We start from the raw sequence: 11,400 nt of genomic DNA, 5'->3' as shown, positions 1-11,400 counted from the left end.
GCGCCTCCTGCGGAAGCTCCGCTGCAGCACCAACCGCATCACCGCGATCGTCCAGGCAGTTCTGGTCCTTCATCACGCGTCAGCGTGAGGTTGGAAAAGGCTCACTGCTGTCAGCCTGCGCGGCAGGTGCGGTGGACACTGCAGCCGCTTTCAGCGCTCCCGCGGCCCCGAGCAGGGCCAGGAACTGGCGAATGTGCGTGCGCCTTCTCTTTGGCTCCTGTTCAGCGACAGCGGACTGTGCATGAGCTGCCGACTTGGCACTGCGAGACCACAGGTTATGGAATCCTTCCAGCTTGAAGCGCGATCGAACGTTCAGGGCCGTTCTCGAGGGACGAGCTTCCTGGTGCACGCTGCATGCGCATGGTGTGTGGCCGCTTTTTCTCGCTGTCCGTTAGGCCTCGACTTTCGCTGTTCTCGCAGCCTTCGTTGAGGCCGCAGGCTGGGCCGGAGTTGGCGAAGTCGGCTGTGGTGGTGGGGAGATGGGAGAAGCATCGGCGGTAAGCCCGCTCCTGGGAGGGGGTTCCGCCGATGCTTCCGGCTTCGACCGTACCCGGTTCGCTGCTCGCCGTGCTGGAGAAGCCGAAGGGCCGGGGCTGTTCCAAAGTCCTGGAGGGTGGTGAAGGTGCTGGTCACGGCGTGGTGACGATGTCGGTGAGGGCCGCTACGAACAGATCGAGGCTCCCGTTGTGGACGGATGACCTTGCCAGTCGTCGTCCAGCACCGGAGCCTCGATGTGCCGCCAGTCTGCGCGGGGTCGTCGGGGAGGCACTGGGTGGTGCCGTCCAGGGCAACCAGGCGCCGCCTGCGGTAGAACGAGCCGCGTCGGGACGGGGGCGCGACCGGGCCTGCCAAGACCTCGAAGAGTCGGTGCAGCGGTGCGGCGCCCAATCGGCGTCGCGCACGCGACAGTGACGACGCACACGGGCATGCCGTCACCACCTTGCCGAGACCAGCGGTCAGTTCCGCCCACACCCCCGTGTACACGAGACACGCTCGAACACGGCGAGCGCGAGCACGAAATACATCACCACCCGCGCGGGCAGCAGCCGTAGACGCTGTTCCTGGGCCGCGGTCTCGGCGACAACGGCATCGTCCAGGCAGGGGGCGATGATCTGGGTCAACTCGCCCAGATGACCCGGGGCATAGACATCAAGGGGTGTCGGGCATCGCCCGACGCTGGCAGACTGCTGCGACACGGGACCTCCGGGTACTCGTTCCTGGGCTCGACACCACAGGAACTACCCGAGGTCCCGCCCCATGACCAGGCACTTGACGCCCAGCCCGAACCGCAAAAGCAACGGCGTTGCATCACGCGGGACGCCATCGCCTTGGTCGACCCGACCTCTCTCGAGTCGCGGCTACCCAGTGTCGCGATGACTGGACGGAAGGGCGATGGTCTGGCTGGTACCGGGACCCCAGCCGGGCCCAATATGACTGCGGCCGGAACCCGTTGGGGTACCGGCCGCGGTTCCAAGAACGCGTCAGCGTTTTCGGCGGTCCTGGTGGGTTGCCCTATGGGGACCGCCGGGGTGCTCTATCGAGGCCGGTGAGGCGCGCCGAGGCTGTGGCGCAGCTCCTCCCATGTCTCGGGCCATACGACGCCGTCGACGGGCAGCCCACGGCGCTTCTCGAAGCTCTTGACCGCGTCCTCCACATCGGCGTCGAACGTGCCGTGGGTCTCGTCATCCCAGTTGAAGTCGATGTAGCCCCAGAAGTCGAGGAGGCACCTGGCCTCCCGGACCGCGGGTCCGTGGTCGCCGAGACGGACGGTTCGCGGTGTCACGGTGCCGTCAAAGCCGCATGCGACGCCCTCGATCGGCACCTTGGGTACTGTCTCCGCCGACGCGGTCGTGGTGCTGAGGGTCGTGACAGCGGCCAGTGTCGCGGAGACAAGGGCCACGGATGCCGCGAATCGGCGCGTTGATCTCATGATGAGTCCACCCCTTTTGGTATCCTGCGCCCCGGTCTGGGGCACGTGTCTTGAGACTATGGATCACCGGTCGGGCGCGGCCACCCATTTAGGAGCGCTCGTGCGTCGCTCAAGGAATCCCTGGTGGCGTCCGGGTTGAGGCCGAAGCGGCGGTCCCAGCGGACGGAGAGCACCCGGTGCCCGGCTTCGGGCTCCGCGCGGTACAACGCGGCCGCTTGTCGAGAGTGGGGCCAAAACAACCTGATAGATCCGTGGTCCCCGAAAACCTTCTCGCTCACGTGGTCGCGGAGGCTGCGGGGGCCGTGCTGCGGACCCACGGTGAGGAAGGCTATCGAGCGAGGTGGGTTCAACACCCCTTCCCCGGCGCTGCACTGCACCACCTGTACCGGCTGCACCTCCAGCACGACAGCTGTGCACTGGCGCATGGCCTTTCCCGGTAAGGCGTGAAAGAGGGCGGAGGCCCGCTGCCCCGTCGCCGCGGCGAAAGGCGGGCCGCAACGGTCCTGCGGCAAGAGATCGTCCGTCACCAGAAGGTGGGGGAAAAACGATCGCCTGAACGCGTCGGCTTTCCTCTGGGCCTTCTCCGCGATCACCGCATCACCCAATGCCAAGGCCCCTACGGGCGCCGCCGCGACCATGGCGACTGGTACTCCTCAGCCCAGCGCAACCTCGTCGACCGCATGATCGGCTCTACCACTGTCTTTGGTGGGGTCAGCCGGGCAGGACGCCGCCGGTGACGGTGACCGGTTGGGCGTCGGTGGCCGCGGGTGGGGTGATGGTGACGGGCTTGCCGAGGTCACTGAGGCTGAGGGTGGTGGTGAGGTGAGCGGTGCCGGCGTTGAAGGAGAGGCGGGCGCGGACGAGACGGCCGTGCGGGTCGGTCCAGGCCTCGGCGTGGACGGGGAGGTCGGTGCCGAGTTCGCTGCGTGCCGCGTCGGCCTGCTCGCGCACTGTGGCGGACAGGCGCAGGGTGATGGCGGCGTGGTCGAGGACGCCGCGGTAGCGCACGCACCGCGTGCCGTTGATGGTGTCCTGGCCGCTGTGGGTGACGCGTCGCATCAAGGCGATCTGCGCCAGGACGTGCTCGGGATCGTTGACGGGGGCGCGTAGCAGGTAGTGGGACTGCGCGGCGGCGCGCTCGAGCATGTTCCACCCGTGTGGTGTGTTTTTGTTGTTGCGTAGGTAGACGGTATCCCCGGCGAAGACTTCGTCGAGGTGGCTGATGGCCCCGCCGGGGAAGTCGACCGCCAGGCGGCCCCGGTCGGCGGCCATGTCGAAGTCACCGGTCACGGTGAGGGGGAAGGAGCCGCGTTCGTCACCGACTTCGATCTTCTCGTCGATGCGTGCCGTGGTGGCACGGGTCGCGGCCACGGCAGCCCGTACGAGGGCCCCGGCATCGCCGGGGGAGGAGGAAGCGGCGGACGGACGCGGCGTATCGGCCGGAGTCGGGGAGTGGGACTTTGTGGACGTGGAGCAGCCCGCGCACAGCAGTACGGCGGCACTGGCAGCGACAAGCACACGGCGCACGACAACCCCCAGGATCGGGTAACCGGGCCGGACACCACACCCCGCGGCCCACAGCAGACGCACAGGATGTCATGCCCGGATCACTGTCAGCGGAGCGGGGGCGGGCCGAGATCAACCCGGGCCGGGCAGCGCAGGGTTGCGCCAGCGCTGCCGACGGACCGATCTCCCGCAGGTGGACTTGGAGGCTGACCGGGTTCATCGGCTGTCCGGGCTGGCGGCCGGGGAAGAGCCACTGTGAGCTTCGGCTGCTGGCGTAGGGCAGGTGCTGGCGGAACTGGATGTAGGCCCGCAGCAGGTCAGCGATGGGTTCCGGGAGCGGGGACGGCGGATCTCCCAGCCGAATGGCGACGGTGGCCCCATCGTCGAGGACGTCGTCGACCGTGAGGCGGACGATGCTGGTGACGGGTTGTGCGTAGAGAAGGACTAGCGCGGGGGCGACCCGGGGCCGCAGGGGCAGGGAGTCGTCGTTGAGTGCCCGCCGGAGAATGGCGAGTCGGCGATGCTGGTGGAGCGGCGCTTGGTCCTGGTTGACGACCTGAGGTGGCAGGGCAAGGCGGGGCATCCGGCTCGTCTTCATACACCAGCGCAGGAACGGGCCGGGCTTCGGGTGGCCAGCTTCTCCGTGTGCCAGGCGTCGAGGTCGGCCTGCTGGCAGTGTTCAATGGTGCGGCCTCGGTCGGCAAGCCAGGTGAGGAAGGCGTCGGCGACGACCTGCTGGCCCGCCTGGACGAGATCCCCGGCGTCGGCCCCACCTCCGCACGGGTCATCCTGGCCGAGATCGGCCCCGACATGCGCGTCTTCCCCACCCCCGCCCACCTCGCCTCGTGGGCGAAACTGCCCCCCCGCACCATCCAGTCCGGCTCCAAGAGCACTACCGGACCCGCCGGCAAAGGAAACCCCTGGCTCAAAGGCGCCCTCGGCGAAGCGGCCAGCGCCGCCGCCCGGACCGACACCTTCCTCGGCGCCCGCTACCGGCGCCTGGTCAAACGACGAGGCCACGCCAAAGCCCTGGTCGCGGTCGCCCGCTCGATCCTCGTCATCGCCTGGCACCTGATCGACGACCCACACGCCCGCTACCAGGAACTCGGCCCCGACTGGCACCAGCGACACCTCAACCCGAAGCGCAAGACCCGCGACCTCGTCCGGCAACTCGAACACCTCGGCCACCAAGTCACCCTCACCCCCACCACCACCTGAACACCCGTCACAACCCTGTCCGGGACAGCTCCGCCGCCCGGACGCTACCGCCTGCCCACCAGACCATTGTTTTTCCGTTCAGCCGCACCCCACGGCATTGGCTCCCACCACAGTCCGCTCGCTCTCCCGCAGAAACTCAGCCGCGCGACACCCCGAAGCCACCTGACCGGGCAGACACGGCCTGAGTGTCGACAAAAGATCCATTGAGCCTTTTCCAACCTTGAGGCGCCCTGCGTTTCTCGGCCCAGTCCTCCACCTTTAGCACCCTCCATGATCATCAAGGGGGGTCAATTTTCGGAAGACCTCCTGGGGGTCAGTCTTCAGGAACCCGCGACAGCGGCCTGCAACTCTTCGTACTCGGCATGGGTGTCGCCGCACCGCAGGTGGGCCAGGGCGAGCAGGGCCTGTCGCACGGCGGGAAGGCGCCGCCATCGCGTCCCGATCTCCTGCCGTCTGGCCGTCAGTTGCCTGGTCAGAAACCGCAAGGTGCGGCTGGACAGATCGATCGAGGACGGGTAGACAAGCACGCGAAGCTCCTGGCAGACACGGGCGATCTTGGTCGAGAACCCGTCCACCAGGAGCTTCGCCATTGCGCAGGACTGCCCAACTCGCTGGCAGCACCGCCAGCAAGGGTCCGCCGTTGGGGGCCTGGCCAGGTGAGGGCGTGCAAGGCGCTTGAGGAGCGTGGGGCGCATGTCATAGGCGGGCGGTACATGCAGTAGGGAGCGGATGCGCCGTACACTCCCCGCGCTTCCGTCGAGCGTGCGTTGTTCGCTTGTGCGTGCGCTCCGGAGGGGGATACTTCTCACGAGCCATACGTGATGGTTGGTCGGAACCTGATCCAGGCCGCTGTCCCCGAAGCGGGCAGACGGATCATCCGGGTGATCCGGCCGCCAACGCCCCACCTCGGCAGAAGAGAGCCCCCGATGGCTGCGCCTGCCCCTGTGTACACGACCGCCCCGAGTCTGGCGGGCCTCAGTGGCCCGGAGGGATTGCGGGCGGTGCCGACGGAAGACCTGCCGCGGCTGGCCGGGGAGATCCGTGCCTTCCTGATCGCCAAGGTGTGTGCGGCTGGCGGGCATCTGGGTCCGAATCTGGGGGTGGTGGAGCTCACCCTCGCGCTGCACCGAGCCTTCGGCTCCCCACGTGATGCGTTGGTGTTAGATACCGGGCATCAGGCCTACGTCCACAAGCTCCTGACCGGCCGCCGCGCGGACTTTGACGGCCTGCGGCAGGAGGGCGGCCTGTCCGGGTATCCCTCCCGGGCGGAGTCGGTGCACGACCTCGTGGAGAATTCCCACACCTCGACGCGTTGTCGTATGCGGACGGGCTGGCCAGGGCCCGCGTCCTCAGTGACCGGGCGGTGGTCGCGGTGATCGGCGACGAGGCCATGAGCGGCGGTATGGCATGGGAGGCGCTAAACAACCTCGGTGCTGCCCCCGGGCGTCCCGTGATCGTGGTCCTCAACGGCAACGGTCGCTCCTACGCCCCCACTACCGGCGCTCTGGCCGCGCATCTCAGCGTCCTGAAGTCCGGCGGCGGCGCGGAAGTGTGTCGGAACCTTTTCACCGACTTGGGCTTTGTCTACGTCGGTCCGGTCGACGGCCATAACACCGCGGAGATCGAGACAACGCTGTGCCGAGCACGGGCGGTGGGCCGCCCGGTGGTGGTGCATGTGATGGCCGTCAAGGGCAAGGACTACCGCCCGGCTGAGACGGCCGAGGCGGACTGCCTCCATGCGGTGGGCACTGCCGATTCGGCCACCCACCGCACACACCCTCCACGCCGTCGTGGACGAGCGTGTTCGGGCAGGCGCTACTGGAGGTCGCTGCCCAGGAACAGGACGTGGTCGCCCTCACCGCGGCTATGCTCCGCCCCATCGGCCTGCACGCTATGCAGCACAGGCTCCCCGACCGGGTCTTCGATGTCGGGATCGCCGAGCAGCACGCTGTCACCTGTGCCACGGGACTGGCGATGGGCGGGTTCCACCCCGGTCGTCGCGATCTACGCCACCTTCCTGAATCGCGCCTTCGACCAGGTGCTGATGGACGTGGCCCTGCACCGGCTGCCGGTGACCTTCGTGGCGGACCGGGCCGGGATCACCGGCCCCAACGGCCCGTCCCATCACGGCATGTGGGACCTGTCCCTGCTGTCGGCGGTGCCCGGTCTGCGGGCCGCCTGCGCGATACAGGACGGGCCCACCGCCCTGCGCCTGCCCAAAGCCGCGGGCGTGTCCTGCGGCAACGGCAAGAGACAGATCCTCGCCCGCGGTCAAGTCCTGCGCACCGTGCCTGAATCCCGCATTGTCGACGCCCTCCTCGAGGAGGCCGTGAAGCTGGCCGAGCAGACCGAGCACCCGCAGACAGGTGAGGCCAGGTGACCGCTTCTCCTGTCATGCCCCAACCGCCGGATCTGGCCGCCGCGCGCGCCGGCGTCGGCACGGTGCTGCACGGCTTCCTTCAGGCCAAAGCCGCCTCCGCCTCGGCCCATGGCTTGCCCGAGGACGCCCCCAGGGTACTGCGGGACTTCCTGGACGCGGGCGGGAAACGACTGCGCCCGCTGCTGTGCGTCATCGGCTGGCACGCTGCGGGCGGCCACGGTGAGGAGGGCCCTGTGGTGCGGGCGGCGGCCGCACTGGAGATGTTCCACACCTTCTGCCTGATCCACGACGACGTCATGGACCACTCCGCCACCCGCCGCGGACGCCCCACCGTCCACCGCGCCCTCGCCACCCGCTACCGCGCTGGGCGCAGCGCCACCGCGGCAGACCGGCTGGGGTCCGGGACCGCGATCCTCATCGGCGACCTGGCACTGGCCTGGTCGGACGAGCTCCTGCACACCGCCGGCCTCACGGCCCGTCAGCTCGCCGCCGTCCTTCCCCTCATCGACCGCATGCGCAACGAGGTCATGTACGGCCAGTACCTCGACCTCGCCGCCACCGGCAACCCCTCCACCGACCTCCCCCTGGCGTTGGCCATCTGCCGCTACAAGACCGCCAAGTACACCGTCGAGCGCCCCCTGCACATCGGCGCCACCCTCGCCGGAGCCGACACCGACCTGCACGCGGCCCTGAGCGACTTCGCCCTCCCCCTGGGGGAGTCCTTCCAGCTCCGAGACGACCTCCTCGGCGTCTTCGGCACCCAGGCACACACCGGCAAGCCGGTCCTGGACGACCTGCGCGACGGCAAGCACACCCCGCTGGTCGCCCTCGCCCTCCAGCGCGCCGCTCCCGCCCAGGCAGCCCAGCTGCGCCTGCTCCTGGGCTGCCCTCACCTCACCGACGACCAGGCAGCAGTCGCCCGGAACATCATCACCGCTACCGGCGCCCGCGACACCATCGAACAGATGATCACAGACCGCCGCCAGCAGGCCGAACGCGCCCTCACCCACAGCCCCATCCCGCCTGCCACAGCCGCAGTCCTGCGTCACCTCGCCCACACTGCAACGAGGAGGACCGCATGACCCCAGCCACCCGGTCAGGCAGCCGCCGCGTCCTGCTCGTCACCCCCCGCGGCTACTGCGACGGCGTCGAACGCGCCATCCAGACCGTGGAGAAGAAGGGCGCCGTCTTCGTCGACGAGTCGGAGGAGGTGCCCGAGGGCAACATCGTCATCTTCTCCGCGCACGGCGTCGCCCCCGTCGTCCACGAAGAGGCCAGCGGCAAGCTCGCCACCATCGACGCCACCTGCCCCCTGGTCACCAAGGTCCACAAGGAAGCCGTCCGGTTCGCCAAGGAGGACTACGGCATCCTCCTGATCGGCCACGAGGGCCACGAAGAGGTCATCGGGACGAGCGGCAAGGCGCCCGAGCACATCACCCTGGTCGACGGCCCTGCGGACGTCGCGAACGTCGAGGTCCGCGACCCCGACAAGGTCGTCTGGCTCTCCCAGACCGCCCTCTCCGTCGACGAGACCATGGGGACCGTCGACGCCCTCAAGGACCGCTTCCCCAACCTCCTCTCGCCGCCCAGCGACGACATCTGCTACGCCACCCAGAGCCGCCAGATCGCGGTCAAGCAGATGGGCGCAGAGGCTGACCTTGTCATCGTCGTCAGCTCCCAGAACTCCTCGAACTCCGTCCGCCTGGTCGAGGTCGCGCTCAGCGTCGGCGCCCGCGCTGCCCTCCTCGTCGACTACGCCGAGGAGATCGACGAGAGCTGGCTCGCGGACGTGCGCACGGTCGGCGTCACCTCCGGCGCCTCGGTCCCGGAGATCCTGGTCGAGGGCGTCCTCGAATGGCTCGCCGCCCGCGGCTACGACGACATCGAGACCGTCACCGCCGCCGAGGAGTCCATCGCCTTCTCACTCCCCAAGGAGCTCCGCCGCGACCTGCGCAGACGTCGGCTGACTGACCAGTCCGCCAGATTCTGTCCCCACTGAGCTTCGCTGCGAATCGTGTACCAAGGCTCTTGCGTACGGCCGATGGGAGACCTCGGCGGCACAGCCCGCTGAGATGGGCCCGGGCTGGTTCGAGGGCCTGCATTGCCCCTCACGCCGAGGGATGGGTGCGACACAACCGCAAGGAGGGAGAACGCTATGGACAACGCAAAGCCCATGCCCGACACGATTGAGGAGTGGTTGGCTGGCCCGGTGCTACTGCCGGAAGTGGAGCTCGACATGCCCTTCCCGCCATGCTGGAGTTCCGATCCGCTCCCTGCGTTGCGCCAGCGGTACGTAGACTGGCTGAGGAAGTTCGGCCTGATCACAACTGAGGACCAGGCGAAAGGCTATCTGCGGCACTGCATCGCCGAACTCTCCGTTCTGTCCTACCCGGAAGCCAAGGGTGCCCGGCTGGACATGGGCTACGACCTCATCAGTATTACGGTGCTGTTCAGCGACTTCTTCGACACCACATCACTCGGCCAGGACCCGAGCCAAGTCGCGCGGGCCATCAGGGAGCTTGTCCGGCTGACCCTGGAGCCACCGGGTACCGAACCGGGAGTATCAGCGCACCCCGCGGTGTGGGCTTTTGCCGACGCCTGGGGGCGGGAGACTGAAGGGATGTCCCCAGCGTGGCAGGCCCGAGCCAGCGCCAACTGGCGTGCATGGTTCTCCACTTGGCTGATCGAGGCCTCCAACCGGTTCTCCGGTCACCTTCCCTCTACGAGCGAGTACGTGTCCCACCGCCGGGAGAGCGCTGCCATTGGGGCTTACCGGGATTCCTTCGAATCCGCGAACCAGTGTGAATGCCCCTCTGCCATCTTGGACAGCGCGCAAATGCGCATCGCTTTTGAGGCATACGGAGAATGCATCGGGCTGGTCAACGACATCTATTCGTCCAACGTGGAGAGCTCCCGCAAGGACGTTCACAACATGGTGACCGTCCTGGAGGGAAATCAGGGGCTGTCCCGAGAAGCAGCCATCGCCGAAACCGCCAGGAAGAGTAACCAGGCTGTGGCCCGGATGCAACACCTGACACAGAGCCTCTCCCCTCTGTACGACGCCTACCAACTGAGCATCAGGGAGCGCGAGGCCGCCGACCGATTCCTGGCTGGCCTCGGCCACACCTTGCGGGCCAACTTGGAGTTCAGCCGTCGGAGCGCACGCTACGAGACAAGCCTGCTACTCGGCGACGGTTCCTACTCCTATCTGACAGAGACTCCCTCCCTGCTCGCCCAGGCGCAGGATGGCAATAACGAGATGCACCCCTTCCAGACAGAGAGCACAGGTACGTGAACACTGACTCGACCGCCCAGCGTCATCAAGCAGACTGCTCCCCCTTCGACAGCCACGCAGCGGATGTACGCGAGTACTTCGAAGCGATGAATGACACTATCCTCCAAGACATTGGGTACACCTATCAGGTGGGCACACTTCGTGCGCACGCGGGCGATGCCTATCGTGCTACCAACGAATACGCGGCACAGCGCATAAGGCTACGGCCAGGTATGCGGGTGCTGGACGCGGGTTGCGGAACCTGCGGCCCTGCGGTAGACATTTCCGAGCACGTGGGTGCCCTCACCATCGACGCAGTAACGATCTCCCCTGCCCAGGCCGCCTCGGCCCGATCGCACATCGAAGAACGCGGCCTCGGCGACCGCATCCGAGTTCACGTCGGCGACTACCACCGCCTCCCGTTCGCCGAGCAGTCTTTCGATGCTGCGTACCTGTTGGAGTCTGCGTGCTACTCCCCTAACCTTGAAGCATTGTTCCGTGAGATCTTCCGCGTGCTGAAACCCGCCCGGTCTCTGTACGTGAAGGATGTCTTCGCCGAGGACAGAACTCTCAGCGCGATTGAGTCCGAAGCGCTCGCGGCGTGCGGCAAGCTCTACAGGTACACCCCTCAGACAATCGCCCACTACATCCGTGCCATGACCCATGCTGGTTTTATTCAGGCGCAAGCCGGAAATGCCGACCTGTGGGGTCACGCCATGTACGCGAAAGCCATGATCAAATACCGTTACGGCGAGCCAACCAGGATACCCTCAGGCGCTCCAGAGCTCACCGATTTCGGCCGCGCCCATAACTACCATCACGCCCTGGCTGGAGTGACCCCACTCTTCTCCTGCGACATCACCGCATCCCGCCCGCCTCGACCTCAGTGAACCTCTTTCATCCTGGCTCTGAAAGGTGAAGGTGCAGGTCAGCAGGGTGGAGTGACATGGCAGAGCCCCCGGTCGTTGGCGGTGTTGATTCCACTCGACACTGAGCCTTTTCCAACCTGGTTCTGGAGTGCGGCTGTTGGGCTGACAACGTGGTGAAGCCCCTGGTAGATGGGTTTTCGACCAAGAGAACCGGCTCCACCAG

Annotated in this window: 9 protein-coding genes and 3 pseudogenes; 7 read left to right on the top strand and 5 right to left on the bottom strand. The window is 67.3% G+C overall.

Annotation, left to right across the window (positions count from 1 at the left end):
* Positions 1 to 88: pseudogene (locus IE252_RS42370) on the top strand (IS5/IS1182 family transposase); the annotation flags it as partial.
* A gap of 224 nt (positions 89 to 312) precedes the next feature.
* On the opposite strand, the gene IE252_RS44495 reads toward IE252_RS42370, so the two are convergent.
* From IE252_RS44495 to IE252_RS42350, 4 genes are all read right to left on the bottom strand, one after another.
* Positions 313 to 936: a hypothetical protein gene (locus tag IE252_RS44495; RefSeq protein ID WP_373298697.1), complete on the bottom strand. Its 624-nt coding sequence runs from the start codon at positions 934 to 936 to the stop codon at positions 313 to 315.
* A 20-nt stretch (positions 937 to 956) separates the two neighbouring features.
* Positions 957 to 1,196 (bottom strand): transposase domain-containing protein, encoded by a 240-nt coding sequence (locus IE252_RS42360; RefSeq protein WP_190094853.1) that lies wholly within the window; start codon positions 1,194 to 1,196, stop codon positions 957 to 959.
* 338 nt (positions 1,197 to 1,534) lie between these two features.
* Entirely contained in the window at positions 1,535 to 1,930 is a 396-nt protein-coding gene (locus tag IE252_RS42355; RefSeq protein WP_190094852.1) for a peptidoglycan-binding domain-containing protein, read from the bottom strand.
* 711 nt (positions 1,931 to 2,641) lie between these two features.
* Positions 2,642 to 3,448: an SCO4651 family lipoprotein gene (locus tag IE252_RS42350; RefSeq protein ID WP_190094851.1), complete on the bottom strand. Its 807-nt coding sequence runs from the start codon at positions 3,446 to 3,448 to the stop codon at positions 2,642 to 2,644.
* A 633-nt stretch (positions 3,449 to 4,081) separates the two neighbouring features.
* Between IE252_RS42350 and IE252_RS42345 the strand changes: the two genes are divergently transcribed.
* Positions 4,082 to 4,654 carry a transposase gene (locus IE252_RS42345; RefSeq protein WP_190094850.1) on the top strand — a complete coding sequence of 191 codons (573 nt, stop codon included), beginning with the start codon at positions 4,082 to 4,084 and terminating at the stop codon, positions 4,652 to 4,654.
* 356 nt (positions 4,655 to 5,010) lie between these two features.
* Here IE252_RS42345 and IE252_RS42340 read toward each other — a convergent pair.
* Positions 5,011 to 5,181 (bottom strand): annotated as a pseudogene (locus IE252_RS42340) (IS5/IS1182 family transposase); the annotation flags it as partial.
* Between the two features lie 399 nt (positions 5,182 to 5,580).
* On the opposite strand from IE252_RS42340, the pseudogene IE252_RS42335 reads away from it, so the two are divergent.
* The 5 genes and pseudogenes from IE252_RS42335 to IE252_RS42315 all read left to right on the top strand — a co-directional run.
* A pseudogene (locus IE252_RS42335) lies at positions 5,581 to 6,875 on the top strand (1-deoxy-D-xylulose-5-phosphate synthase); the annotation flags it as partial.
* Positions 6,876 to 7,048: 173 nt separating this feature from the next.
* On the top strand, positions 7,049 to 8,116 hold the full coding sequence (locus IE252_RS42330) for a polyprenyl synthetase family protein (protein WP_190094855.1): 1,068 nt from the start codon (positions 7,049 to 7,051) through the stop codon (positions 8,114 to 8,116).
* Positions 8,113 to 9,033, top strand: a complete 921-nt coding sequence (locus IE252_RS42325; protein ID WP_190094849.1) for a 4-hydroxy-3-methylbut-2-enyl diphosphate reductase — start codon at positions 8,113 to 8,115, stop codon at positions 9,031 to 9,033. Before IE252_RS42330 ends, IE252_RS42325 begins: the two co-directional genes overlap by 4 nt.
* 156 nt (positions 9,034 to 9,189) lie before the next feature.
* Positions 9,190 to 10,329, top strand: a complete 1,140-nt coding sequence (locus tag IE252_RS42320) for a terpene synthase family protein (RefSeq protein WP_190094848.1) — start codon at positions 9,190 to 9,192, stop codon at positions 10,327 to 10,329.
* The gene (locus IE252_RS42315) at positions 10,326 to 11,198 is read left to right on the top strand and encodes an SAM-dependent methyltransferase (protein WP_190094847.1); all 873 of its coding nucleotides are present in this window, start codon (positions 10,326 to 10,328) and stop codon (positions 11,196 to 11,198) included. The genes IE252_RS42320 and IE252_RS42315 overlap by 4 nt, the downstream gene beginning before the upstream one ends.
* The last annotated feature ends 202 nt before the right edge of the window (positions 11,199 to 11,400 follow it).

It is taken from the genome of Streptomyces melanogenes (assembly GCF_014649795.1).
GTDB lineage: Bacteria > Actinomycetota > Actinomycetes > Streptomycetales > Streptomycetaceae > Streptomyces > Streptomyces noboritoensis.
Note: the sequence above shows the minus strand (reverse complement) of the source record. Positions and strands in the feature narration are given on the sequence as shown.

Bases quoted from the DNA above. Each gene is read 5' to 3' on its own strand.
- IE252_RS42330 (WP_190094855.1), top strand. From the start codon at position 7,049: ATGCCCCAACCGCCGGATCTGGCCGCCGCGCGCGCCGGCGTCGGCACG.
- IE252_RS42325 (WP_190094849.1), top strand. From the start codon at position 8,113: ATGACCCCAGCCACCCGGTCAGGCAGCCGCCGCGTCCTGCTCGTCACC.
- IE252_RS42320 (WP_190094848.1), top strand. From the start codon at position 9,190: ATGGACAACGCAAAGCCCATGCCCGACACGATTGAGGAGTGGTTGGCT.
- IE252_RS42355 (WP_190094852.1), bottom strand. From the start codon at position 1,930: ATGAGATCAACGCGCCGATTCGCGGCATCCGTGGCCCTTGTCTCCGCG.